This is a genomic window from Brevibacillus fluminis, from assembly GCF_052072235.1.
GTDB classification, from domain to species: Bacteria; Bacillota; Bacilli; order Brevibacillales; family Brevibacillaceae; genus Brevibacillus_D; species Brevibacillus_D fluminis_A.
Map to the genome: position 1 here is coordinate 2,629,117 of NZ_CM125436.1, position 25,092 is coordinate 2,654,208.

General features: G+C 51.3%; 25 protein-coding genes. All 25 read left to right on the forward strand.

Annotation, left to right across the window (positions count from 1 at the left end; all coding sequences use genetic code 11):
• Positions 1–89: 89 nt before the first annotated feature.
• The 25 genes from fur (at position 90) to ACTID9_RS13150 (ending at position 25,074) form a co-directional block, all read left to right on the forward strand.
• Positions 90–551 (forward strand): ferric iron uptake transcriptional regulator, encoded by a 462-nt coding sequence (gene fur, locus ACTID9_RS13030; protein WP_122920635.1) that lies wholly within the window; start codon positions 90–92, stop codon positions 549–551.
• 189 nt (positions 552–740) lie between these two features.
• Complete coding sequence (locus tag ACTID9_RS13035; protein ID WP_441071770.1) at positions 741–980, forward strand: DUF4227 family protein; 240 nt, start codon at positions 741–743, stop codon at positions 978–980.
• 96 nt (positions 981–1,076) lie between these two features.
• Positions 1,077–1,964, forward strand: coding sequence for a site-specific tyrosine recombinase XerD (gene xerD / locus ACTID9_RS13040; RefSeq protein WP_441071773.1), 888 nt, complete (start codon positions 1,077–1,079; stop codon positions 1,962–1,964).
• A gap of 35 nt (positions 1,965–1,999) precedes the next feature.
• Entirely contained in the window at positions 2,000–3,175 is a 1,176-nt protein-coding gene (gene deoB / locus ACTID9_RS13045; protein WP_441071776.1) for a phosphopentomutase, read from the forward strand.
• A gap of 15 nt (positions 3,176–3,190) precedes the next feature.
• Positions 3,191–4,003 carry a purine-nucleoside phosphorylase gene (locus ACTID9_RS13050; protein WP_441071778.1) on the forward strand — a complete coding sequence of 271 codons (813 nt, stop codon included), beginning with the start codon at positions 3,191–3,193 and terminating at the stop codon, positions 4,001–4,003.
• A gap of 491 nt (positions 4,004–4,494) precedes the next feature.
• Positions 4,495–4,965 carry an Lrp/AsnC family transcriptional regulator gene (locus ACTID9_RS13055; protein ID WP_441071781.1) on the forward strand — a complete coding sequence of 157 codons (471 nt, stop codon included), beginning with the start codon at positions 4,495–4,497 and terminating at the stop codon, positions 4,963–4,965.
• 92 nt (positions 4,966–5,057) lie between these two features.
• Positions 5,058–6,719 (forward strand): peptide ABC transporter substrate-binding protein, encoded by a 1,662-nt coding sequence (locus ACTID9_RS13060; RefSeq protein WP_441071784.1) that lies wholly within the window; start codon positions 5,058–5,060, stop codon positions 6,717–6,719.
• Positions 6,720–6,969: 250 nt separating this feature from the next.
• Complete coding sequence (locus tag ACTID9_RS13065; RefSeq protein ID WP_441071787.1) at positions 6,970–7,902, forward strand: ABC transporter permease; 933 nt, start codon at positions 6,970–6,972, stop codon at positions 7,900–7,902.
• 6 nt (positions 7,903–7,908) lie between these two features.
• Entirely contained in the window at positions 7,909–8,823 is a 915-nt protein-coding gene (locus ACTID9_RS13070; RefSeq protein WP_441071790.1) for an ABC transporter permease, read from the forward strand.
• A 14-nt stretch (positions 8,824–8,837) separates the two neighbouring features.
• Positions 8,838–9,824 carry an ABC transporter ATP-binding protein gene (locus tag ACTID9_RS13075; RefSeq protein ID WP_441071792.1) on the forward strand — a complete coding sequence of 329 codons (987 nt, stop codon included), beginning with the start codon at positions 8,838–8,840 and terminating at the stop codon, positions 9,822–9,824.
• Positions 9,825–9,848: 24 nt separating this feature from the next.
• Positions 9,849–10,808, forward strand: coding sequence for an ABC transporter ATP-binding protein (locus ACTID9_RS13080; protein WP_441071795.1), 960 nt, complete (start codon positions 9,849–9,851; stop codon positions 10,806–10,808).
• 95 nt (positions 10,809–10,903) lie between these two features.
• The gene (locus ACTID9_RS13085; protein ID WP_441071798.1) at positions 10,904–12,970 is read left to right on the forward strand and encodes a methyl-accepting chemotaxis protein; all 2,067 of its coding nucleotides are present in this window, start codon (positions 10,904–10,906) and stop codon (positions 12,968–12,970) included.
• Positions 12,971–13,066: 96 nt separating this feature from the next.
• Positions 13,067–14,242 (forward strand): D-alanyl-D-alanine carboxypeptidase family protein, encoded by a 1,176-nt coding sequence (locus ACTID9_RS13090; RefSeq protein WP_441071801.1) that lies wholly within the window; start codon positions 13,067–13,069, stop codon positions 14,240–14,242.
• Between the two features lie 150 nt (positions 14,243–14,392).
• A complete protein-coding gene (gene spoIIAA, locus ACTID9_RS13095; RefSeq protein ID WP_441071803.1) occupies positions 14,393–14,743 on the forward strand; it encodes an anti-sigma F factor antagonist in 351 nt (116 codons plus the stop codon).
• Positions 14,744–15,190, forward strand: a complete 447-nt coding sequence (gene spoIIAB, locus ACTID9_RS13100) for an anti-sigma F factor (RefSeq protein ID WP_441071806.1) — start codon at positions 14,744–14,746, stop codon at positions 15,188–15,190.
• A gap of 10 nt (positions 15,191–15,200) precedes the next feature.
• Positions 15,201–15,956 carry an RNA polymerase sporulation sigma factor SigF gene (sigF, locus tag ACTID9_RS13105; protein WP_122920651.1) on the forward strand — a complete coding sequence of 252 codons (756 nt, stop codon included), beginning with the start codon at positions 15,201–15,203 and terminating at the stop codon, positions 15,954–15,956.
• A 102-nt stretch (positions 15,957–16,058) separates the two neighbouring features.
• A complete protein-coding gene (locus ACTID9_RS13110; RefSeq protein ID WP_441071809.1) occupies positions 16,059–16,673 on the forward strand; it encodes a stage V sporulation protein AA in 615 nt (204 codons plus the stop codon).
• The gene (locus ACTID9_RS13115; RefSeq protein ID WP_441071810.1) at positions 16,670–17,089 is read left to right on the forward strand and encodes a stage V sporulation protein AB; all 420 of its coding nucleotides are present in this window, start codon (positions 16,670–16,672) and stop codon (positions 17,087–17,089) included. Before ACTID9_RS13110 ends, ACTID9_RS13115 begins: the two co-directional genes overlap by 4 nt.
• An 80-nt stretch (positions 17,090–17,169) precedes the next feature.
• A complete protein-coding gene (gene spoVAC / locus ACTID9_RS13120; protein WP_441071812.1) occupies positions 17,170–17,649 on the forward strand; it encodes a stage V sporulation protein AC in 480 nt (159 codons plus the stop codon).
• A 55-nt stretch (positions 17,650–17,704) separates the two neighbouring features.
• Positions 17,705–18,739: a stage V sporulation protein AD gene (gene spoVAD, locus ACTID9_RS13125; RefSeq protein ID WP_441071814.1), complete on the forward strand. Its 1,035-nt coding sequence runs from the start codon at positions 17,705–17,707 to the stop codon at positions 18,737–18,739.
• Positions 18,739–19,089 (forward strand): stage V sporulation protein AE, encoded by a 351-nt coding sequence (gene spoVAE / locus ACTID9_RS13130; protein WP_441072581.1) that lies wholly within the window; start codon positions 18,739–18,741, stop codon positions 19,087–19,089. The genes spoVAD and spoVAE overlap by 1 nt, the downstream gene beginning before the upstream one ends.
• A gap of 28 nt (positions 19,090–19,117) precedes the next feature.
• On the forward strand, positions 19,118–19,747 hold the full coding sequence (locus ACTID9_RS13135) for a stage V sporulation protein AE (RefSeq protein WP_441071816.1): 630 nt from the start codon (positions 19,118–19,120) through the stop codon (positions 19,745–19,747).
• A complete protein-coding gene (locus ACTID9_RS13140; protein ID WP_441071818.1) occupies positions 19,686–21,170 on the forward strand; it encodes a spore germination protein in 1,485 nt (494 codons plus the stop codon). Before ACTID9_RS13135 ends, ACTID9_RS13140 begins: the two co-directional genes overlap by 62 nt.
• Before the next feature lie 141 nt (positions 21,171–21,311).
• Complete coding sequence (gene lysA, locus ACTID9_RS13145) at positions 21,312–22,628, forward strand: diaminopimelate decarboxylase (RefSeq protein WP_441071819.1); 1,317 nt, start codon at positions 21,312–21,314, stop codon at positions 22,626–22,628.
• 265 nt (positions 22,629–22,893) lie between these two features.
• On the forward strand, positions 22,894–25,074 hold the full coding sequence (locus ACTID9_RS13150; RefSeq protein ID WP_441071821.1) for a GGDEF domain-containing protein: 2,181 nt from the start codon (positions 22,894–22,896) through the stop codon (positions 25,072–25,074).
• Positions 25,075–25,092: the final 18 nt, after the last annotated feature.

A 25,092-nucleotide genomic window follows, 5' to 3' on the forward strand; every position in this document is an offset into this window, starting at 1 on the left:
ATTCTCATTTAATAACTTTTGTATTTGACTTCTGGAATCGCCCTCCACTATAATAGGAGCAGGTTTCATGCAAGTGGGGAGGGGCAATAATGGAAGAAAAGATTGAAAAGATAAAGCAACAACTACATTCCCATAACTATAAATTAACACCGCAGCGTGAGGCCACGGTTCGGGTGCTACTGGAAAATGAGCAAGACCATCTGAGTGCGGAAGACGTTTACTTGCTGGTAAAAGAAAAATCCCCTGAAATCGGACTTGCTACCGTATACCGGACACTTGAATTGCTGAGTGAGCTTAAAATCATCCACAAAATGAATTTTGGCGATGGCGTTGCCCGCTATGACTTGCGGGACGACAATTCTGACCGCCATCATCATCATCTCGTGTGCATGAATTGCGGAACGGTCGACGAGATTTTTGAAAATCTGCTGGTCGGGGTCGAAGAGCGGGTACATAATGTTTACAACTTTTCGATTTTGGACCACCGCCTTACCTTTTACGGGATCTGCCATCGTTGCATTGACAAGGTGAATATCGACGATTTTAAATAAGCAGCTTCTCCTATTTGATAGGAGAAGTTTTTCGTTTGTTTTTGGCAATCGGGGAACGATAGTGACTAGGTGAGAGCGGAGGACTGCTTGACGTATAGCGGAGTGGACGAGCGCATAAGATGAACAAATGGAACTCTTTTTGCCGCTTGAGGCTTGATCACACTATCACAAGGTGGGAGATGCAGCAGAATGATCTTCTCGGTTCGCCGCTTCATAGAGCTGATACGCTTTCTGTTGGTGCTCATAACGTGTACTCTCGTTTCCTATGGAATCATTACGCTCTTGTCCGAACGCTTTCTGCCGGCCAATCCGTATCACGAACCGCACGGCAACGCCGTCAAGGTAGTCAAGATCATCGACAACTCCGAGCGGCATGACATGGATTGGTATTATTCGCGCCTGCAGCTGTTTTTCATGGTAGGAGAGTGAGGACCGCGTAAAAGAAAAGAGGAATTTTTCCTTCGACGTGGAAAGCAATAGGACTAACCAAAGACAGGCAAGGAGCCATAAGGGAGAAGCATCTTCATGGAAATACTGATTGATCATTTTATGCACTTTCTTTCCGTTGAAAAAGGCTTGGCTGCCAACACGCTGGAATCATACCAGCGTGATCTGTTTGCGTACACCGATTTTCTCAAAAGCGAGGGTGTGACCGACATCGCGGCGTCGAACCGGTCGCACATCATCAGCTACCTCGTGATCTTGCAGAAAAAAGGGAGAGCGACAGCGACCTTGTCGCGCAATCTGGCCTCCATCCGGGCGTTTTATCAGTTTCTTGTGCGGGATCGGCATTTGGAGCACGATCCTTCCGTCCATCTGGAAACGCCAAAGATTGAGAAGCGGCTGCCGAAGGTACTGTCTCTCGAAGAGGTCGAGAAGCTCCTGGAGGGACCGGATCTCAGCCAGCCGAGCGGGGTGCGCGACAAGGCGATGCTGGAGTTGATGTATGCGACTGGCATCCGGGTATCCGAGCTGGTCCAGCTCAACATGGGCGACATCAATCTGGAGATGGGGTTTCTCAAATGCATGGGAAAAGGCTCGAAGGAGCGGATGATCCCGCTCGGGAAGGTCGCGATTTCCGTGATTCGGCAGTATTTCGAGACTGCCCGATCGCGCCTGCTCAAGGTCGGCGGTGAGTCGGCCCTGTTCGTCAATCATTTGGGGAAACGCATGACGCGGCAAGGATTCTGGAAAATTATCAAAAAGTATGCCCTCCAGTCAGGCATCACGGCGGAAATCACGCCGCATACGCTGCGGCATTCTTTTGCGACGCATTTGCTGGAAAATGGCGCCGACCTGCGTTCCGTGCAGGAAATGCTCGGGCATGCCGACATTTCCACCACGCAAATTTACACGCATGTGACACGTTCGCGAATCAAGGACGTCTATGCCAAAACACATCCGCGCGCATAACGCGTAACCACGGGCATGAAAAGGAGAATGAGACGATGACACGGTTTTCACGTATTTTTTTGATTGTGATGGATAGCGTAGGAATTGGCGAATTGCCTGATGCGCCGGCATTTCATGATGAGGGCGCGCACACGCTTGGACATATTGCGCAGCGGGTGGAAGGGTTTGCGCTTCCCCATCTCGCCCGCCTCGGCTTAGGCAATATCGCGCCTTTACATAACGTGCCGGCGGAAGCAAAGCCACTGGCGCACTATGGCAAAATGCAAGAAATTTCGTTGGGAAAAGATACGACGACAGGGCATTGGGAGATCATGGGGCTGCAGGTGTCCACACCGTTCAACACCTATCCGGACGGTTTTCCCGCTGCACTGATCGAGGAGTTCGAAGCGCGGATTGGCCGCAAAGTTCTCGGCAACAAAGTAGCGTCGGGAACGGAAATTTTGGACGAACTCGGCGAGGAGCATATGAAGACGGGTGCCGTCATTGTGTATACGTCTGCGGACAGCGTGTTCCAAATCGCAGCGCATGAGGAAGTTGTGCCGCTTGCGGAGCTGTACCATATTTGCGAGGTTGCCCGTGAGCTTACGCTGCGCGACGAATTTGCGGTAACCCGCGTGATCGCCCGTCCGTTTATCGGCAAGCCAGGAGCGTTTGAGCGTACCTCGAACCGTCATGATTATTCGGTCAAGCCGTTTGCGCCGACCGTGATGAATCGTCTTGCGGACGCAGGGCTGGCGTCGATTGCAATCGGCAAAATCAGCGACATTTACGCGGAGGAAGGCATCACGCGCTCCATCCGGACCAAAGACAACATGGATGGCGTAAACCAGTTGATCGGTACCATGAAGGAATCATTTACCGGCTTAAGCTTCGTCAACCTGGTCGATTTTGACGCCAAATACGGACACCGCCGCGATCCTGAAGGGTATGGCCGCGCCCTGATGGAATTTGACGGCCGGATCTCGGAGCTTTTGGACAATCTGCAGGAGCATGACCTGTTGATCATCACGGCTGACCATGGCAACGACCCGGTTCATCACGGCACAGACCATACGCGCGAATACGTACCGCTTCTCGCATATCACCGCCACATCGAAGGCGGACGCAATTTGGGCATCCGCGGCACATTTGCGGATATCGGCGCGACGATCGCGGAAAACTTCGGCGTCACGGCACCTGTGATCGGCAAAAGCTTTTTATCTGAACTGTAAGCGGGAGGGAACTGCATGTCTGAAACGATTCAACAAGCGAAACGAGCGATTGAAGAGCGGATTGCGAAAGCGCCAGCCATCGGGTTGGTGCTTGGTTCCGGTTTGGGGGTTTTAGCCGATGAAATCGCCAATTCCGTGGCGATTCCGTATGAAGAGATCCCCCACTTCGGCCGCTCCACGGTGGTAGGGCATAAAGGGCAGCTGGTCATCGGCACGCTCGAAGGGAAGCAAGTGGTTGCGATGCAGGGCCGCTTTCATACGTACGAGGGGCACGGCATGGATTCTGTCGTGTTCCCGATCCGTGTGCTAAAAGAGATCGGAGTCGAGCAGCTGATCGTGACGAATGCGGCTGGCGGAGTCAACGAAAGCTACGTGCCTGGCGATCTCATGGTGATCAGCGATCATTTGAACATGGCTGCCCGCAACCCGTTGATCGGACCAAACGATGAAAAATATGGCGTTCGTTTTCCGGACATGTCGGAGGCGTACAGCAAAACATTGCGTGCGCTTGCCCACGCCACAGCCGCAGATTTGGGCTTGTCGCTCAAAGAAGGGGTATATGCGTGGATGCTCGGTCCAAGCTACGAGACACCGGCCGAAATCCGCATGCTGCGAATGCTGGGGGCAGACGCAGTCGGGATGTCGACCGTGCCTGAGGTGATCGTCGCCCGGCACATGAATCTGGATGTCTTGGGTATTTCCTGCATTACCAATATGGCAGCGGGCATTTTGCCGCAGCCGCTTTCCCACGAGGAAGTCATCGAGACGACGGAACAGGTGAAGTCCGCATTTTTGGCATTGATTCACGGCATCGTCAAAAACATGTAAGCGAAGAAAAGAGGGGAGCCGCCAGTATCAGGAGTAGGCGGCTCCCCGCTCTTTTCTGCAGTACATTAAATAACCAACGCGCAAACGTGTTGCTACATTAATAGAAGAAACAGATGGAATCGGCACATGCAAAGATTGGCGAAAAAGAACAAGTGCATGAATATGCACAGGATGTAGTAAAAATCAAGAATTTGATTTATAAAAAAATATAAACATTCCCGCAAAAGGGTTAAAAGGGGAAATGACGCGATTCTTCCCCTTTTTTGATTCTTTATTGGTAAAAAAAACTTGATTAATACGAAACGGTTTATAATGTTTTATTTTTCTACTTGTCAAATTTCGTTGACACCGTTACCAAATCCGTTTATTTTTAAGGTATTAAACACATTGTAAGCGTTTTTTACGTTTTTCGTAAAATTCGGGTAAACAGTTCGTTAAATTCGCATTGTCGTAAAAAGACAGAATCTGCTGACGCAAATGGAGTGGTAAATTTGAAAAAAATCGACCATGTTGATCGGCAAATTCTGCAAATCCTTCAAGGGGACGGTAGAACCCCCTATACAGAGATAGCTCATCAGCTCAAGGTGAGCGAAGGGACGATTCGTTCGCGAATCTCTCGCTTGTTGCAAGAAGGAGTTTTCGAGTTTGTCATCCATGTGCATCCCGAAAAGCTGGGGCTGCATGTACAAGCTTGTATCGGACTCACGACCAAGCTCGGCTTGCAAAACCATGTGGCTGAAGCACTGAGCAAGTTTCCCGAGGTTCGCTCTGTCGGGGCTTTTTCCGGGAAACACGATCTCATTATTCAGGTTTGTTTCCACGATAATGAGGATTTGATCACGTTCGTGAATGAACGTCTTTCCCGTATTGAGGGAATTGTTGCTGCAGACGTGTCATTGGAATTGAAGCAGTACAAAGACTCCTATTCGTATGTAGCTGGCTGTGAGGAAGCAATATCTTGAAAGGAGTGATGCCATCCGGTTACGAGCGGTAGTTTCGTCATTTTGCTATCACATGTATTTTCAGAAAAAAGAAAAAGTGGGGGTTTATTGCGATGAAAAAGAGCGTATTCGCATTAGTTAGTTCGGTAGTAGTTCTTGGTACAGCACTCGCAGGTTGCGGTGGCGGCGGCGACGCAGCGAAACCGGCTGAACAGCCTGCAGCAGGCAACAATTCCGGCACAGCTGCTCCAGCACCAGAAAAATCCAGTGAGCCAAAAGTGCTGAGAATCAACCTGCACTCCGAACCACCAACAGCTGACCCAGGTTTGGCTGAGGACTCTACTTCCGGAACAGTAGTTCGCGCGGCATTCGACGGTTTGACTCGGACCGGCGGCGATGGAAAGCCAATGAACTCTGCTGCTGAAAGCGTAGAAGTATCGCAGGATCTGAAAACATATACATTTAAGATTCGCGACGCAAAATGGAGCAACGGTGACCCTGTCACTGCAAAAGACTTCGAATATGCGTGGAAACGCGTTCTTGATCCAAAAACAGCAGCAAACTATGCATACCAACTCTACTATATCAAGAATGGTGAAAAAGCGAACAAGGGTGAAGTCGGACTCGATCAAGTCGGCGTAAAAGCGCTTGATGACAAAACGCTCCAAGTTGAGCTGGAAAACCCAACACCATACTTCCTGGAATTGACTTCTTTCTATACGTACTTCCCGGTTGATCAAAAAGTGGTTTCCGCTGATCCGAAATGGGCGACAGAAGCAAAAACTCACGTAGGTAACGGACCGTTCAAATTGGAATCTTGGGAACATAAGAGCAAATTGGTTCTCGTGAAAAACGACAACTATTGGGATAAAGATGCCGTGAAATTGGATAAGATCGAATTCTCGATGGTAGAAGACGAGAATACAGAATTGTCCATGTTCGATAACGGTGAACTCGACTGGGCAGGTGCTCCTTTCAGCTCCTTGCCGACAGATGCGATTCCAGCTCTGAAAGAGTCTGGCAAAATGACGATTCAACCGATTGCTGGTACCTACTGGTATAAATTTAACACCGAAAAACCTCCATTCAACAATGTGAAAATCCGTAAAGCGTTCGCGTATGCGATTGACCGTCAATCGATCATCGACAACGTAACGCAAACGAACCAAAAACCTGCGATGGGTGCGGTTCCAGATTCGATGTCCCTGAACCCGAACGGCTACTTCAAAGATCATGACGTTGAAACTGCGAAGACGCTGCTTGCTGAAGGTATGAAAGAACTGGGTCTCACAAAACTGCCACCGGTTACCCTGTCCTACAATACGTCCGAAGGTCACAAAAAGATTGCTGAAGCAATCCAGGACCAATGGAAGAAAACTCTCGGCGTAGATGTGAAACTGGAAAACACCGAGTGGAAAGTATACATCGAAAACTTGCACCAAGGCAAATTCCAAATCGGCCGCATGGGCTGGTTGGGTGACTTCAACGATCCAATCAACTTCCTGGAACTGTTCAAAGAGAAAAATGGCGGAAACAACGATACTCGTTGGGAAAATCCAAAATTCAAAGAACTGTTGAACAAATCTGCGCTTGAAGGCGATGCTGAAAAACGCAAAGCAATCCTGAAAGAAGCTGAAGCGGTTATGATGGAAGATATGCCTGTAATGCCGATCTACTTCTACACCAACTCGTGGGTGAAGAAGGATGAAGTAAAAGGCGTTCAAGTGGATGGTTTGGGCCAAGTAGACTTCAAATGGGCAACCATTGAGAAGTAATTCCATTGTGATGGCCGACTGGCCGGAAGTAAAATGAATAGGGTAATGCGCAAAGGTATATGGACTATACCCATATACCTTTGCTTCTTCCAAAACACACATACAATGAACTTATAGAGAGATACATTTATTCGGGGAAGTTATTACACAATCGATTTTTGCACTGTGACCAACCAAACAAATACGATCACTTCGCAGTGTGAAAATGGGAAGTGAGAGTAGCAACATCAGTAAAAAGGAGGAATAAGGGTTGATCCGTTATCTTGCCAAGCGTATTGTATACATGATCATCACGTTGTTTCTAATCGTAACGGCTACCTTCTTCTTGATGCAGGCTGTGCCTGGAGGCCCGTTCACTGCCGAGAAAAACGTACCGCCAGAAATTAAGGAAGCGCTTAACGCGTTTTATGGTTTGGATAAGCCGGTATGGCAGCAATATTTGGATTACTTGGTTCGTGTCATTACATGGGATTTGGGCCCGTCTTTCGCGGAAAAATCTTCTACTGTTAACGATATGATCAATCAAGGTTTCCCTGTATCCGCACACTTGGGTCTGCAAGCGCTGGCTGTAGCCATCTTTGGCGGGATTACGTTGGGTGTCATTTCGGCAATGAAACATAACAAGTGGCAGGATTCGACAGCAACAGTCATCGCTGTATTGGGGCTCTCCGTCCCAGGCTTCATCCTTGCTTCCTTCTATCAATACTTTTTCTCGATCAAATTGGGCTGGTTCCCGATTGCGAAGTTCGATACGTTTAAACACACAATCTTGCCAACATTCGCATTGGCAGCGCTACCATTGGCATTTATCGCTCGTCTGACGCGTTCCAACATGCTGGAAGTGCTCGGACAAGATTACATTAAGACAGCAAAAGCAAAAGGCTTGAGTTCTGTCGTGATCACCATCAAGCACGCAATCCGCAATGCGCTCCTGCCGGTTATTACGTACCTCGGACCATTGGCAGCAGGGATCTTGACAGGTACGTTCGTGATCGAGCGCATCTTCGGGATTCCGGGATTGGGAAGCCGTTTCGTAGGTTCAATCACAAACCGTGACTATACGGTGATTATGGGTACGACTGTCTTTTACTCAATCTTCCTGATTGCTCTCGTATTCCTTGTCGACATTGCCTACACCATCATCGATCCACGTATTAAACTGACTGACACAGGGAGGGAGTAATCAACCATGCAATTGACCAAGGAGCATTTTGAGCCAATTTCGATGGACCTGCGTCAGGCAGAAGAAATCAAGAGACCGAGCTTGTCTTTCTGGCAAGATGTTTGGCGCCGACTGAAACAAAACAAAGTAGCGATGGCCTCGCTGATCTTCATTATCGTACTCCTGGTGCTGGCGATCTTTATCCCGATCTTCAGCCATAACGATTATTTTACGACAGACCTGGCGGGCAAAAACAAGAAAATGTCTGCTGAACACTGGTTTGGTACAGACGATTTGGGTCGGGACATGTTTGTCCGTATCTGGTATGGTGCGCGTATCTCCCTTGAGGTAGGTTTTGCAGCTGCCGCGATCGACTTGCTTGTCGGTATCATTTGGGGCGGTATCTCCGGTTTCTTCGGCGGCAAAGTCGATGAAATCATGATGCGTATCGCAGACTTGCTGTTCGCAGTTCCTTATTTGCTGGTTGTGATTTTGCTGATGGTCGTTATGGGCCCTGGCTTGACGACGATCATCATCGCGTTGACGATAACGGGCTGGATTAACATGGCGCGGATTGTCCGCGGTCAGATCATGCAGTTGAAAGCACAGGAATTCGTTTTGGCGGCGCGCTCCCTTGGCGCTGACAGCAAACGCCTGATCTTCAAACACTTGATTCCGAACGCACTCGGACCAATCATCGTAACGCTCAGCTTGTCTGTTCCTTCTGCAATTTTCGCAGAGTCGTTCCTGTCATTTATCGGTCTTGGCGTTGCCGCACCGATCGCATCGTGGGGCACGATGGCCAACGACGGCTTGCCTGCGATGAAATACTTCCCATGGCGCTTGATGTTCCCGGCAGTGTTCATCAGTGTGACCATGTTGGCGTTTAACTTACTAGGCGACGGATTGCGCGATGCTGTAGACCCGCGTCTTCGTAAATAGGAGGGATCAACGTTATGGAACGCATACTCGAAGTAAAAGATCTTCATGTTTCCTTCCAAACTTATGCTGGTGAAGTAAAGGCCGTTCGCGGCGTTAATTTTCACGTAAATCGCGGGGAAGCAGTTGCGATCGTAGGGGAGTCCGGTTGCGGTAAATCGGTAACCGCCCAAACCTTGATGAAACTGATTCCAATGCCACCGGGAAAAATCAAGAGCGGTGAAATCTTGTTCAACGGACAAGATATCGTGAAAAAATCCAACAAAGAGATGGAAGCGATCCGCGGGAAAGACATCGGGATGATCTTCCAAGACCCGATGACATCGTTGAACCCGACGATGACGATCGGCAACCAGATCATGGAGGGCCTGCTCAAGCACCAAAACATGTCGGGCGCCCAGGCGAAAGCCAAAGCCATCGATTTGCTGACAATGGTAGGGATTCCGCAGCCAGAGCGCCGCATCACACAATATCCGCATGAGTTCTCCGGCGGGATGAGACAGCGTGCGATGATCGCGATCGCCCTTGCTTGTTCGCCACAGCTTTTGATCGCCGACGAGCCGACGACAGCGCTCGACGTAACGATTCAGGCGCAGATTCTCGATTTGATGCGCGATCTGCAAAAGAAAACCGGCACATCCATCATCCTCATCACCCATGACCTGGGCGTTGTAGCCGAGATGTGCGACCGCGTCATCGTGATGTACGCAGGTAAAGTCATTGAAACGGGTACGGTAGACGAGATTTTCTACAACCCGCAGCATCCTTATACAAAAGGGCTTCTCCGCTCTGTTCCTCGTCTCGACCTGAACCGGGATGAGCCGTTGACGCCAATCTATGGCACTCCGCCGGATCTGCTTCGCCCACCGGTCGGTTGCGGATTTACCGCCCGTTGCGAAAATGCGATGCGCGTTTGCAAGGAAATCGATCCTGAGATGACTCAGGTAGGTAAAACCCAACAAGCCGCGTGCTGGCTGCAGCATCCACTTGCACAAAGCCGCTAAGCCTCTTAGGAAGGAGTGACGATATTGGAAAAGCGCGATACACTTATCGAAGTCAAGAATTTGAAAAAATTCTTTCAAGTTGGTGACAATACGTTAAAAGCCGTTAACGATATTTCTTTCGATATCAAACGCGGTGAGACTCTTGGTGTCGTAGGGGAGTCCGGTTGCGGAAAATCCACTGCTGGACGTACGATTTTGCGCCTGTACGAGCCAACGGAGGGCGACATCCTGTTTGAAGGCAAAAGCATTCGTAACCTGAACCATCAGGAAATGAAGGCAATGCGCCGCAATATCCAAATGATTTTCCAAGATCCGTATGCATCGCTGAACCCGCGTATGACGGTAGGCGACATCATAGGGGAAGCGCTCGACATTCATGGTTTGGCGACCGGTGAAAAGCGCAAGCAGCGCATCCAGGAGCTGCTGTCTTTGGTTAGCTTGAACCCGGAGCATATGAACCGATTCCCGCACGAATTTTCGGGCGGTCAGCGCCAACGGATCGGGATTGCCCGCGCTCTGGCTGTTGAGCCAAAATTCATCGTCTGCGACGAGCCGATCTCCGCGCTGGACGTATCCGTACAAGCGCAAGTCGTGAACCTGCTTGAATCGTTGCAAGAAAAAATGGGCTTGACCTACATGTTCATCGCCCATGACCTTTCCATGGTAAAATACATCTCCGACCGTGTGGCGGTTATGTATCTCGGGAAAATGGTGGAGCTGGCAGAAAGCGATGCTCTCTATGAAAAACCGCTTCATCCCTATACCCAAGCCCTGCTCTCGGCGATTCCGATTCCGGACCCTGAGCTTGAGCGCAAACGCGAGCGCATCGTGCTGCAAGGCGATGTACCAAGCCCGATGAACCCTCCAAGCGGTTGTCATTTCCGCACCAGATGTCCAAAAGCCATGCCGGAGTGCGCGGCAGCGGAACCAGTCTGGAAAGAAGTGGAACCCGGACATTTTACCGCTTGTCACTTGTATAACTAGTCAGGAATTGTGGATTTCCCCGGCGATTGATGCCGGGGAGTCCTTTTACTTTCCTGTAAGTTCCATACATAACGATACACATGGGGGGATCAAGGGTGCTCAAGAAAGACCTTTCCTTTTCAAAAGAGTGGTTTGCCCGCTTCAAACCGAAAAGGCTACGGAAGCAGATCAAAGGCAACCGGACAATCACCGGCTCTATCGCACAAAAAATGATCTCATTCGGCGTCCTTCTCGTTATCATTGTGATGGTGGCAGTACAATTGACTGCGCAGACACTTTCAAAGCAGACCCTGATTAACATAACGTCCGAGCAAGCCATCATGCTGGCCGAGCAGCACAGCAGCAATTTCAACGATTGGATGCAGGATTTAACAACTTCTGTCAAGCTGACTGCAGCCAAGCGGGTGATGGGAACCAATCTTGATCCATTGATCATGGAGCAATTTCGTTTGCTCAAACAGGAATATCGCGAAATTATGAAGATGTACCTGGTAGATGGCAACACGGGCGAAGAAATGTACTCGCTGACCGCAAAAAACCATCTGCAATTCAAGGGGAAGAAGTTTTTTGAAAATGCGAAAAATACAAAAGGCGTAGTCGTCTCTGACGAGGAAATCGTCAAAGGTGCAGACAAAAGCGTCCTATACATAGCAGCGCCAATCGGCGATTCGAATGAAGATACGACCCGCATTCTGGTCGTCGGGGTATCGGCACAGCAGTTGATCAAAAAAGTCGAAACCATTCCGTTTATGACAAACGGTTTCGCGTTTGTTGTAAAAGACGACGGTCTTGTTACCGCGCATAAAGTAAAAGCGAACACCAACAACTTCAATTTGTCCGAGCATGCCGAGTATGCGGACATGCTGGCAAAAATGAAGGAGAAAAAGAGCGGCAGCTTGATTTATAACGAGGGCGGCGTTCGCTCGTTTGCCGCATTCACGCCAATTCCGCTGCTTGGCTGGAATTTGGTCCTGACGACTTCCTTATCCGACATTTACGGCGAAATCGACCAAATGGCATGGATCATCGCGCTGATCAGCATTCCGATCATCGCGCTGTCCGTCTGGCTAATTTGGTGGTTCGCGAAAAAAATCCGCACCTCGCTGTTTGCCATTGCCAACGACATGCAGCGGATCGGCAGCGGCGATTTCCAAGTGCAAGTCGCTGTGAAAGGTGACGATGAAATCGCGCTGGTCGGCAAAACGATGAACAAGATGGTTGGGGAGCTGCGCAACCTGATTTCCATGGTGCAAGCCCAGGCCGTACAGCTGAATTTGGCATCGGATGAACTGAGCAAGCATGCCAATGGCAACAAGGAAGCGATCAATGAAGTCACCAGCAACATTTCGTTCATTTCCGAAAAAGTAAGCGCGCAGACAAAAGATGTGCAGTCGACCGCAACAACCGTATCCGAAATCTCTCATGCCGTGGAGCAAGTGGCCGTTGCGGCGGAGTCGACCACGTTGGCGACATCCCGTACGTTTGATCGTGCCCGGGACGGAAAAGCGCTTGTTGGCGAGGTCATCACCAACGTGCGTTCGGCCGTTGATGAGGTGAAGCTGACCGCTACGCGGATGCACAAGCTGCGCGATCGGGCAAAAGAAATCACCAGCATCGTCGAAATGATTACAACCATTGCTTCGCAAACCAATCTGCTCGCGTTAAACGCCGCCATTGAAGCGGCGCGAGCGGGAGAGGCAGGGCGAGGGTTCTCCGTCGTCGCGAGCGAGGTGCGGAAGCTGGCGGAGGAAAGCAACGAGTTTTCCAGCAAGATCGCCCAAATCGCCCGTTCCATCAACGATGAGGCGATGGAGATGTCGGCTGACATGGATGGCATTGTCACCTCGGTGACAGCCGGGCTGTCTTCTGTCGAGTCGGTCGGAGCGTCCTTCGAAAATATCGTGGGAGATATCCAATCCGCGGCGGAGCAGAGCGAAGCGATGTCTGCGACGTCAGAGGAAATGGCGGCCGGCAACCAAATCGTCACTTCATCCATGCAAAGGCTCGCCTCCGTTTCAGAAGACATCAACGCTTCGATTCACGGCGTCGTCGAAACGATCGACGAGCAGTTGACTGCAATCGCGCGAATCAACGACAGTGTCGAGCAGCTGAAGCATCTGGCAGACGAGCTGACAGATAGCGTCAAAAAATTTACAATCTAGTTCCTGCGAAACCTCCTTTGCAATTTTGTAAAGGAGGTTATATTTTTCCTCCACTCTGGAAAAAATAGAGTCAAGAAATGGAGGGAAGGGACAGCTATGAAATGGAGACGAAACTTGCTTGCCGGATGCATCATCAGTTTTAGTATTCTTTCCTCGCCGCTTGCAGCTGCCGCCGCAGAGCCACAGTTACAGATGGCGCCTCATGCAAAATCGGCCATTCTTTTGGAAGTAGATACAGGGACGATCCTTTTTGAAAAGAATGCAAACGAAAAATTGCCGCCCGCGAGCATTACGAAGGTGATGACGCTGCTGTTGATTATGGAAGCAATCGAACGCGGCGAGTTGAAGCTGACAGATAAAGTGCGGGCCAGCGAACGCGCCGCTTCGATGGGGGGATCGCAAATTTTCCTTCAGCCTGGCGAAGAGATGACCGTGGACGACATGGTCAAAGGCATCTCGATTGCATCGGGCAACGATGCGTCCGTCGCGATGGCGGAACATATCGGCGGTACGGAAGAAGCGTTTGTCGCGAAGATGAATGAGCGGGCGAAAAAGCTCGGCATGAAAAATACCCACTTTGTCAATTCAAACGGGCTGCCGGTGCCCAACCACTACTCGTCGGCGATGGATATCGCCATCATGTCGCGCGAGCTGCTCAAACACGAAATGATTACCAAATACACGGGAACGTATCAAGATTATTTGCGCAAAGATTCCGCAACACCGTTCTGGCTGGTAAACACCAACCGGCTTGTCCGTTTCTATGAAGGCGTCGATGGGCTCAAGACTGGTTATACCGGTGAGGCCAAGTATTGTCTGACGGCGACGGCCAAACGCAATAACATGCGAATCCTGTCCGTCGTGATGGGCGAACCAGACACCAAGACGCGCAACAGCGAGATCGCGTCCATGTTCGACTATGCGTTCAATCACTACCAGGTGAGTCCTCTGTATAAAAAAGGGGACGTGGTCGATCAGCTGACCGTCGACAAGGGCAAGGAGACAAAAGTGAATGTGGTCACACCGCGTGCCGTCAGCATGCTGATGAAGAAGGGCGAGTCGCCGGACATGTTTGAACGGCAAATCGTCTTGAATCCACCGTTGTACGCACCGGTTTCCCGCGACAAGGCGGTCGGCCATATTTTCATCCGTACAAAAGATGGAAAAGAAATGACGCGCGTCGATCTGTTTCCGGAAAAGACAATAGAAGCGGCAAACACATGGGACCTTCTCAAACGAACAACCAGTAAAGTCATCGTCAGTTACCAATAGGAAGCGATCAGAACAAGTGCGAAAGAAATCGAGCAGCCGCGAAAAAACCGGAGGCTACTCGATTTTTTTGTTCTTTTGTCGACTGGCAGGAATTGGATAATGAGAGAGAGAACAGATAGTGCATAACGAGGAGAAGGAGTGGCACACACAATGAGCCTTCAGGTCACATTGGAAACAAAGCAGGACGTTTTGGTCATTCGCTTGCAGGGAGAACTCGATCACCACTCAGCAGAAGAACTCAGGACGCGTGCCGACGAGGTGTTGCGGAACGATCAGATCCGCCACATTTTGCTCAGTCTGGCAGGGTGCACCTTTATGGATAGCTCGGGTATCGGCGTGATTCTTGGGCGCTACAAGCAGGTGCTGGCTCGCGAAGGCGAGATGGTCGTCTGCTCGCTCAATCCGACTATTTACCGAATCTTCGAGATGTCAGGCTTGTTTAAAGTAATCAAGTTTCGTGAAAGTGAAACGGATGCACTACACATCCTGGGGGTGGCCTAAATGAAACAGGGGAATTTCATGAGCCTCGAATTTGCTGCATTGAGCCAAAATGAAGCATTTGCCCGCATTGCTGTCGCATCGTTCGTATCCCAGCTGGATATTACGATGGATGAGCTTGAGGAGATCAAAACGGTTGTATCCGAAGCGGTAACCAACTCGATCATCCATGGCTATGAGGAAAATCCGGAAGGGATCGTCCGGATCAGCGTGGCGATGACGCCAGAACGGATCGAGCTTGTCATCGAAGACAATGGAAAAGGGATCGAAGACGTCGAGCAGGCGATGCAGCCGCTTTATACGACCAAGCCGGAGCTGGAGCGTTCCGGCATGGGCTTTACGATTATGGAAAATTTCATGGATTCCATCGAGGTCGTCACGAGCCCCGGCAATGGAACCAAAATTCGTTTGAGCAAATGCCTTTCACTTTCTACAGCAATCCAAAACTAGGGGTAGTGCTATGGGAGCCGACATGAAAAACGCGAGTCAGCCGTTTTTGACAAATGTACAGGTCAAAGAGTTGATCGCGAGAAGCCAAGAAGGGGACGTACAAGCGAGAGAGCTTCTTGTGAACAGCAATATCCGTTTGGTGTGGTCCGTCGTTCAGCGTTTCATCAATCGAGGCTACGAAGCGGATGACCTTTTCCAGATTGGATGCATTGGCCTGTTGAAGGCAGTGGACAAGTTTGATTTGAATTATGATGTCAAATTTTCCACCTATGCAGTCCCGATGATCATCGGGGAGATTCAACGCTTCCTGCGCGATGACGGGACGGTAAAAGTCAGCCGCTCGCTCAAGGAGACCGCCAACAAGGTGAGACGGGCCAAAGATGAGCTGTACAAGCAATTCGGGCGGTCGCCGACGATCGCGGAAGTGGCGGAGGCGATCGGCATTACGCCGGAGGAAGTGGTGTTTGCCCAGGAAGCGAGCCGCGCGCCGTCGTCCATCCATGAAACCGTCTTCGAAAACGACGGGGACCCGATCACCTTGATCGATCAGATTGCGGATGACAGTTTGGGCAAATGGTTCGACAAAATCGCCTTGCGCGAGGCCATCGATAAATTGAGCGATCGCGAAAAGCTGATCGTCTATCTCCGCTACTACAAGGATCAGACACAGTCCGAGGTGGCGGAGCGTTTGAGCATCTCGCAGGTACAAGTATCCCGATTGGAAAAGCGCATCTTGCAGACCATTCGCGACCAGATTGAGCAGTAAGCTCATCTGGTCGTTTTTTTGCGAAAAAACCTGCCGCGCATGCCCCGCACCGCTACCGCGCATACTAGCGTTATTCTGGCTGGAAGGGAGGCAGCGTGTGCGATGGCAGATTTGTTGTATTTTCGCCTGCGGAAGCGCCTGTCGGTCAGTCCGGGGGCGACGATCTCGCTCGGCGACATTTGCCAGTTGTTCATGGATGGCGTGTCCGAGCAAAACTTGGCCAAAATCCCCATTTATCAGGTGAAACCAACGGACGGCAATCTGGTCATCATCGACGTGATGCAGGTGATCCAAAAGCTCCGCTCGATCTATCCGGAGCTTTCGCTGGAGGTGCAGGGGGCCTCACAGATCATCGTCGAGGTGCTGAGTCCGCGCAAAAAACCAAACCTGCTTTTGGTCGCACTGGTGTGGCTCGTCCTGTTCGTTGGCTCCGGCCTTGCGATCATGAATTTTCACACCGATGTCAGCATGCTGCAGGTGCATCAGCGCATCTATTACTTGCTCACCGGCGAAACGAATATGCAGCCTTTGCTTTTGCAAATCCCGTACTCGATCGGCATCGGGCTTGGGATGATTTTGTTTTTTAATCATATTTTCAAAAAACGGATCAATGAAGAGCCAAGCCCGCTGGAGGTTGAACTGTTTTTGTATCAGCAGAGCCTTGACCAATATTACATCCAACATGAAAACAAGGAGAATGAAAAAACGAAGCTATGAAACTGCTACAAGATTTCGCGCTTATCGTCACCGGACTATCGGGGGGGATCGCTGTCGGCAGCGGTTTTGTCGCGTTTATTACCGTGCTGGACATCATCCCGCGGCTCACCCAGCTGACCAGCTCCGCTTCCTATATACGGTCGTATGAATGGGCGCTGATCACAGGCGTCCTCTTTTTCACGCTGGTCGATTTCTTCGTCTGGGTGATGAATCTTCCGGCTGTGGTGACCGCTGTTTTCGGGATTTTTGCCGGTCTGTTCGTCGGGACGCTGGCCGCTGGTCTGACGGAAGTTCTCAATGTCTTTCCGATTTTGGCCAAACGGATTCACCTGCAGGAGTCGATGCTGTGGCTATTGATGGCGATGGTGTTCGGCAAGATGATCGGCTCGCTCCTTCAATGGCTGCTGCAACTGTAATGGCAAAATTCGCTACTCATAGAACCCAGTTTTTTCTGAGAACCTACAGATAGGTGACAAGGAAAGGTGTGAGGAAAGAGATGGCGACGAAAGTAAAGCAGCGTCCCTCTTTTGAGATGTCGCAAGCCTTGTATCAGCAGCAGGCGAACAAGTTCAAACCAAAGCGAAACGTGCTGCTCAATTCGATACGGGCGTTTTGGGTAGGCGGAGCCATTTGTCTTTTGGGACAGGCGATCCAAAATTTTTATATCAGCGTGTTTCATTTCACCGAAAAAACGGCCGGGAATCCGACAGTGGCTACCCTTATTTTCATTTCCGTGCTGTTGACCGGGCTCGGCATTTACGACAACATCGGTCAATACGCTGGCGCTGGTTCAGCGGTGCCGGTCACCGGCTTCGCCAACTCGATGGCATCGGCTGCAATCGAACACAAGAGCGAAGGCTATGTCCTGGGCGTTGGCGGCAACATGTTCAAACTGGCAGGCTCCGTCATCGTTTTTGGGGTCGTGGCCGCATTTGTCGCTGCGATCGTCAAAGTCATCCTTAACATGGTGACGTGACAACAGGACAGCGAAAATGGTATCGGAACGAGCGAGAAGCGAGGGGGAATGACAGGTGGCAGTTGCAACAGCGGCACCAACGGCCCGATTGAGCCGGCAAACCTGGCAATTTACCCAAGACGTGCGCATTCACGGTTCTGCGGTCGTCGTGGGTCCCAAGGAAGGGGAAGGGCCGCTTGGCTCTCTTTTCGACAAAGTGTATGGCGACATGTATGCCGGACAGAAAACGTGGGAAGAGGCGGAGCGAGCGATGCTGGAGGAGGCAATCAGCCTCGCCATCGCAAAAGCGAAGCTTATGCCGCAAGAAGTGGATCTGATTTTGGCGGGTGATTTGCTGAACCAAAACATCACGGCTACGTTTTCCGCCCAGACGATGGGAGTGCCGTTGATGGGGATGTACGGCGCTTGCTCGACCTCGATGCTGACACTTGCCAATGCCGCGGCAATGGTCAATGGCGGGTATGCGAACTATGCCATCGCAGCATGCAGCAGCCATAACGCGACGGCGGAGCGGCAGTTTCGCTATCCGACCGAATATGGAGGACAAAAGCCGCCGACCGCGCAGTGGACCGTTACAGGTGCGGGGGCGGGGCTTGTTGGTCTTGGCGGCACCGGACCGCGCATTACACATGCGACGATTGGCAAGGTGATCGACATGGGGGTGCACGATCCGCAAGACATGGGCACGGCGATGGCACCGGCTGCGGTCTCTACCTTGATCACACATTTTCACGATACGGAGCGGCAGCCAACGGACTACGATCTGATCGTAACCGGCGATCTTGCGTCGGTTGGCTATGCAATCGCCAAAAATTTGCTGGAGCAGGAAGGATACCAGCTGGGCAACGTTTATAACGACTGCGGTCTCATGATCTTTTCGTCCGACCAGGACGTTTTTGCAGGCGGAAGCGGTTGTGCCAGCAGCGCAGCCGTAACATACAGCTACATCTTGGACCAATTGCAAAAAGGATTTTTCAAGCGGGTGCTCGTATGCGCAACAGGAGCCCTGCTCAGTCCGATCAGTACGCAGCAAGGAAATGCGATCCCTTGCATTGCGCATGCGGTCGCATTGGAAGGAGGAGGGGCATGATGGAGTATATCATCGCGTTTATCGTCGGCGGCTTGATCTGTGTCGTCGGTCAGTTGCTGCTCGATGTGGGGAAATTGACGCCTGCGCATGTCATGAGCATTTTGGTCGTGTCAGGTGTCGTACTCGACTTTATCGGGGTCTATGATCCGTTTATCGAATTTGCAGGGGCAGGCGCAACGGTGCCGATCACAAGCTTTGGCCATTCGCTCTACCACGGCGCCATGCAGGAAGCGGAGCAGGATGGCTTGATCGGTGTCATTACCGGCATTTTTGAGGTGACGAGCGCAGGGATTTCCGCAGCCATCGTGTTTGGCTTCCTCGCTTCCCTCGTTTTCAAACCAAAAGGCTGAGCATGCTGCTAGAGCGGGAGGAATTCGCGTGGCAGAGGCAAAAAGACGCGTCATCATCATTACGGATGGAGACTATGTCGCGCAAAAAGCGGTGGAGCATGTGGCACGTGAGGTTGGCGGCCGCTGCATTACACTCTCGGCGGGGAACCCAACCGCTTTGTCCGGCAAGCAAATGGTCGCGCTGATCAAAATGGCGGCGAACGATCCTGTGCTCATCATGTGTGATGACAACGGCAATTACGGCCGCGGCCGCGGCGAGCAGGCGATCGAATACGTGCTGAAGCATCCTGACATCGAAGTGATCGGCGCGATCGCTGTCGCCTCCAATACGCGTTGGGTGCATGGCGCAAGAGTGCGATATTCCATTGACCAGGCGGGACAGATCGTGGAGGAAGCGGTCGATAAAGAAGGACACAGCGATAAAAAGCTGCAGCACCGCATTTACGGGGATACGGTGGACATCATCAATCGCTATCACATCCCCAATGTAATCGGGATAGGTGACATCGGCAAAATGGAAGGCAGAGACCGCCTGTTGGACGGCTGTCCTGTCACATTGAAAGCCGTGCAGTGGATCTTGCAGAGGAGTGAACGCCATGATCGCGGAGAAGAAGACGGGTTACAGGCAAAAGGAACGGCTCATCGGTTCCCATCTTGATGAAAACAAAGCGGTCCTCGACGACATGCTTGGCATCGGCGTCAGCTTTGACATCGGTGTGCATGACTTCTCAGTCGGGCATACGAAAGTGCTTCTCTACTATATCAATGGTTTTGCAGACAGCGCGATCATCACGCAGATTTTGAAAGACTTGAACGATTTGCGGGAGCGGGAGCTGCAAACCAATGTGTTCCAACATTTGTACCACAAATACATCCCTTATTTTCAGCTGACACAAGTGTGTAAAATCGATGAGTTCATCGACAAGCTCCTGGTCGGACAAGTGGGACTTGTGATCGATGGCGAGGCAAAAGGGATTCTCATCGATGCCAAAATCTTGCCTGGCCGGGCGCCGGCCGAGCCGGATACCGAACGTGTCGTCCGGGGCGCCCATGACGGGTACACGGAGACGTTGGTCGTCAATACGGCACTGACGCGCAGACGGATCAGAGACGAGCGGCTCCGCTTTGAAATCTTGCAGATTGGCGAACGGTCCAAAACGGATGTGGCAGTCGCGTATTTGCAAGACGTGGCCAATCCGAAGCTGGTGGACACCATCAAGGAACGGCTGCGAAACATTCATATCGACGGAATCCCGATGGCGGAAAAAACGGTCGAGGAGTTCATCATCGGCAAATCGTGGAACCCGTTCCCGATGGTACGCTATACGGAACGGCCGGATGTCGCAGCGATCCACCTGTTGGAAGGGCATGTCCTCGTGTATGTCGACACGTCCCCGAGCGTAATGATCACGCCGACCACGTACTTCCATCATGTCCAGCATGCCGAGGAGTACCGTCAAACGCCTGTGGTGGGCGCGTATCTGCGGTGGGTCCGCTTCATTGGCATTATCGCATCGCTGATTCTTTTGCCGCTGTGGCTCTTGCTGGTGCTGCACCCCGAATTGACGCCGGAATCGCTTGACTTTATCGGGGTGAAGCAAAAGGGCAGCATCCCACTTTTATTCCAGTTTTTGCTGGCGGAGGTCGGGTTGGATCTCATGCGGATGGCAGCGATTCACACCCCTTCACCGCTGGCGACTGCGATGGGCCTGGTCGCTGCGATTTTGGTAGGGCAGGTGGCGATACAGGTAGGACTGTTCTCACCGGAAGTCATTTTATACCTTTCCCTTGCTGCCATCGGAACGTTTGCGACTCCAAGCTATGAACTGTCGCTTGCCAACCGGATTGTGCGGATTTTCCTCTTGATCATGGTAGGTCTGTTCGGATTGGTCGGCTTGATGATCGGGTTCGGTGCGGTCTTGTTGCTCTTGACCTGCACGCGTTCGCTCAATACCCCTTATCTCTGGCCGTTGATTCCGTTCAATTACAAAGCCATCAAAGGAATTTTCATCCGCTTGGCGGTTCCTGCGATGAACAAGCGACCAAGCATTGTAAAGTCGCAAAATACGCAGCGACAATAGCCGCGGCCCATTGTCAAGCGTAGATTTCGTGTGATATAGTTAGACATAATTTACTCAAGTAAAGAGTTGTGACTGGCGCTCGATTTTGCGTCAGTTGTTTTTCTTTGCGGTTAAGGGAGACATAAGAGGAGGAGCCAGAGGATGTATTTACATGGTACGAGTCGAATTAATCAACTGGGGCATTTGGAAATTGGCGGATGCGACGCTGTTAAACTGGCCCAGGATTATGGAACGCCGCTTTATGTGTATGATGAAGAACTCATTCGCAACAAGTGCCGCGCCTATGTTCGCGCGTTTTTGGAGAGCGGATTCCGGTTTCAGGTAACGTATGCAAGCAAGGCTTTTTGTACCATGGCGATGTGTGCGCTGATCGAAGAGGAAGGGCTGTCGCTCGATGTGGTCTCCGGCGGCGAATTGTATACCGCGTTGTCCGCAGGTTACCCAGCTGAAAAAATTCACTTCCACGGCAATAACAAATCGCCGGACGAAATTGTACAGGCTCTCGACGCGAACATCGGCTGTTTTGTTGTCGACAATTTTTATGAGCTGGAGCTGTTGAATGCATTGGCTTGTGAGCGCGGCAAACGCGTCAATGTCCTCCTTCGCGTGACGCCAGGTGTGGAAGCGCATACGCATGAATACATTTCGACGGGTCAGCAAGACTCCAAGTTCGGTTTCGATATAAAGAGTGGTCAAGCCATCGACGCGATCAGCCGCTCCCTCGCATTGCCGGGTCTCCACCTTTTGGGTGTCCATTCGCATATCGGATCGCAAATTTTTGAGACAGACGGTTTCGTCATTGCGATCAAGCTGTTGATCGAGCTGCTTGCGGAAGCGAAAGAAAAGCACGGATTCGAGCCGACCGTTCTGAATGTAGGCGGCGGTTTTGGCATCCGTTACGTCGACGGGGATACGCCATTGGAGCCGGGCGATTACGTGCGCGCCATCACCTCGACGGTCAGAACCGAATGTGAAAGCCGCAATATGCCGCTGCCTGAGCTGTGGATCGAACCAGGCCGCAGCATTGTCGGCGATGCTGGCACGACGCTGTATACGGTCGGATCGAGCAAAACCATTCCGGGATTGCGCAAATACGTGGCGGTGAACGGAGGCATGACCGACAATCTGCGTCCGGCGCTCTATCAGGCGCAATATGAAGCCGCACTGGCGAACCGGATGAACGAGGCTGAATTGGAAATTGTCTCAATTGCCGGAAAGTGCTGTGAATCGGGCGACATGCTTATCTGGGATGTATCCCTGCCCGAGCCGAAAGCCGGTGACATTTTGGCCGTATCGAGCACAGGTGCTTACGGCTATGCGATGTCCAACAACTACAATCGGATCGCACGCCCGGCCGTTATTTTCGTCAAAGACGGGGAAGCGACGGAAGTGGTTGCCCGCGAAACGTTGCAGGATTTGGTCAAAAACGACAAGCTGCTGCAAAAACAAAACCGTTAATCACGCTTCAAAAACCCTTCGTTTGCCGATGGCAGCGAAGGGTTTTTTGCGTTTCGATGCGACTTTTGTGCCGTTTCTTTCATGTAAGCTTAACCTAACCTTCACAATTGGTTTAAACTGACCTGCGATAATGGGCATAGAGGAGGAAAGATTCCCCATGTTCTTTTCCTGGATGAGATCCTTACGGAGATGGCCCGTTTTTTTACGTGAAAATAGAGTTGCATTCAAGAACGCAATCGCGCAAGAGCTGCGAAAAGAGTCTGCGGTGATCTTGTTTTATGTCGATATCGTGCGGCTGACGGAGATCGAAAACAGATACGGAGATATGACCGCGAAGCGCGTCCTGACCCGTTACGAACAGCTTCTTCCCGAGGTCGCACAGTCGATCCTCGGGATAAAGGGCTTGGTGCTCGGCATCGTGAAGCTGTGGGGCGATGATTTCGCCATCTATGCTTCTTTCCCGAACGGAACAAGCGAGGAAGAGTACCGGCTGCTTTCCATCAGCGTGCAGGAGCGGCTGGAAAACTTGATGAATCAACAGATCAAACTGGTGAATCGGGAAGACTTGCGCGTCCGCATCGGTTACGCGCAGCTGGCGGGCCGCGATGTGACGAAAGAGATGTACACGTCGATGAAGCATGCGATTCAAATGGCCAAATACGGATTAACAACCGATAAGTACAGCCAGATTCGGCAGTTTCATCACATTTTGAAGCAGGAAGATGTGCAGATGCTGTTCATGCCGATCGCATCGCTCAAAGACGGCGAACCTCTCGGGTGGGAAGCGCTTGCACGCGGGCCGCAGAACAGTCCGTTCCATTCGCCGGCAGCACTGTTTTCCTATGCCGAGGAAACCGATTCCGTTTTCCGGCTGGAACAGCTGTGCCGCAAGCGGGCGTTTGAACAGCTGCGCTATTTGCAGCCTCATCAAAAAATGTTCATCAATCTCGATCCGCGCGCCATTGACGACCCGTTTCTGCTGCGCGGCCAAGCGCTCAAAATGTTGGAGGAAGCCAACCTGAACCCGGGCAACATCGTGTTTGAAATTACGGAGCGGCATGCGATCACCAACTACCAGGTTTTTCGCAAGGTTATCGAAGAGTATCGGAAAAAAGGGTATCTGATTGCAGTAGACGATGCGGGGGCAGGGTATTCGAGTCTCGAATCCATCACCGAAATTTACCCCGATTACATCAAGCTTGACATGTCCCTGATCCGCGGCATCGACACGGATTCGATCAAACAGGCGCTCTTGGAGACATTCGTGCAATTTGCCGAAAAAGTGAAGTGCAAAATCATTGCGGAAGGCATCGAAACCGAAAAAGAGCTGAACACGCTGATGGAAATCGGTGTTTCGTATGGGCAAGGATATTTTTTAGGAAAGCCGGCCAAAGGGATGACCAAAATCAAAGGGGATGCGCTCACCTTCATCGATGCCGTGAACAGCCGCGAAGAGAACCGGATCTATTTGCATCGCGGTCAATTTGCCACGGTAGGCGAAATCACTACGAAAACGGTCGTCGCCAAAAAAGATATGCGCGTTCGCGAGGTACACCAATTGTTTGAACAAAACCAGCGGATCGACAGCATTGTGGTGCTGGATGGCGATAAGCCGGTAGGAATGCTGATGAGGTTCCAGCTGTATCAAATTTTGGGCGGACAGTACGGGATTGCCTTGTATTATGAACGCCCCGTTTCACAGGTGATGAATTACAATCCGCTGATTGTGGAGCAATCGCAGGCGATCGATGAGGTGGCAAAACTCGCCATGGCGCGCGACGCCTATCATCTCTACGATGTGGTCATCGCAACCGATCACGAAGGGGCTTATGCCGGGATCGTATCTGTGCAAAGCTTGCTTGACAAAATGGCATCCATCAAGCTGGAGCTTGCCACTTTTGCGAATCCGCTAACCGGGCTGCCGGGGAACGTGCAAATTGAACGGGAGCTGGGCAAACGGCTGTATGGGCGTGAGCCGTTCATCGTCATTTATTGCGATCTCGACCGGTTCAAATGGTTCAACGACCAATTCGGCTTTGAAACAGGGGACCAAATTATCCGGAGCACGACACAGCTGCTGAAAAACACCATTCAAGCCGTCGGCAATCGCGACGATTTCATCGGCCATATCGGCGGCGACGACTTCATCATCATCACCACGGACAAGCGGATGCTTGAAGTCACCAGCTATCTGATGGAAAGCTTCGATGCATCGATGGCCGACTTGTATGAGCGCAGGCGCCATTGCACGGGCGAACTGCCAATCCTCTCCCTTTCTCTGGCCGGGCTGTATGTCCATCCGGAGCGCTATCGGAGTGTGGAGGAAATCGCGGAGCAGGCAGCGGTTTTAAAGAAAAGGGCCAAACAGTTGCCAGGCACTTCTTTTGTCACGGATTATCCGGAATGCCGGCGAAGCGTCGAAGCAGGCTTGCTTGCGGGCGAGTAGTCGGCTAATATAGAGAGG

Excerpts from the sequence above, each read along its gene's own strand:
- fur (WP_122920635.1), top strand. The coding sequence starts at position 90 with ATGGAAGAAAAGATTGAAAAGATAAAGCAACAACTACATTCCCATAAC.
- ACTID9_RS13070 (WP_441071790.1), top strand. The coding sequence starts at position 7,909 with ATGCAATTGACCAAGGAGCATTTTGAGCCAATTTCGATGGACCTGCGT.
- ACTID9_RS13115 (WP_441071810.1), top strand. The coding sequence starts at position 16,670 with ATGAAACTGCTACAAGATTTCGCGCTTATCGTCACCGGACTATCGGGG.
- spoIIAB (WP_441071806.1), top strand. The coding sequence starts at position 14,744 with ATGAAACAGGGGAATTTCATGAGCCTCGAATTTGCTGCATTGAGCCAA.
- xerD (WP_441071773.1), top strand. The coding sequence starts at position 1,077 with ATGGAAATACTGATTGATCATTTTATGCACTTTCTTTCCGTTGAAAAA.
- ACTID9_RS13110 (WP_441071809.1), top strand. The coding sequence starts at position 16,059 with ATGGCAGATTTGTTGTATTTTCGCCTGCGGAAGCGCCTGTCGGTCAGT.
- ACTID9_RS13075 (WP_441071792.1), top strand. The coding sequence starts at position 8,838 with ATGGAACGCATACTCGAAGTAAAAGATCTTCATGTTTCCTTCCAAACT.
- deoB (WP_441071776.1), top strand. The coding sequence starts at position 2,000 with ATGACACGGTTTTCACGTATTTTTTTGATTGTGATGGATAGCGTAGGA.
- spoVAC (WP_441071812.1), top strand. The coding sequence starts at position 17,170 with ATGGCGACGAAAGTAAAGCAGCGTCCCTCTTTTGAGATGTCGCAAGCC.
- spoIIAA (WP_441071803.1), top strand. The coding sequence starts at position 14,393 with ATGAGCCTTCAGGTCACATTGGAAACAAAGCAGGACGTTTTGGTCATT.
- lysA (WP_441071819.1), top strand. The coding sequence starts at position 21,312 with ATGTATTTACATGGTACGAGTCGAATTAATCAACTGGGGCATTTGGAA.
- ACTID9_RS13060 (WP_441071784.1), top strand. The coding sequence starts at position 5,058 with ATGAAAAAGAGCGTATTCGCATTAGTTAGTTCGGTAGTAGTTCTTGGT.
- ACTID9_RS13050 (WP_441071778.1), top strand. The coding sequence starts at position 3,191 with ATGTCTGAAACGATTCAACAAGCGAAACGAGCGATTGAAGAGCGGATT.
- ACTID9_RS13140 (WP_441071818.1), top strand. The coding sequence starts at position 19,686 with ATGATCGCGGAGAAGAAGACGGGTTACAGGCAAAAGGAACGGCTCATC.
- spoVAE (WP_441072581.1), top strand. The coding sequence starts at position 18,739 with ATGGAGTATATCATCGCGTTTATCGTCGGCGGCTTGATCTGTGTCGTC.
- ACTID9_RS13090 (WP_441071801.1), top strand. The coding sequence starts at position 13,067 with ATGAAATGGAGACGAAACTTGCTTGCCGGATGCATCATCAGTTTTAGT.
- ACTID9_RS13035 (WP_441071770.1), top strand. The coding sequence starts at position 741 with ATGATCTTCTCGGTTCGCCGCTTCATAGAGCTGATACGCTTTCTGTTG.
- sigF (WP_122920651.1), top strand. The coding sequence starts at position 15,201 with ATGGGAGCCGACATGAAAAACGCGAGTCAGCCGTTTTTGACAAATGTA.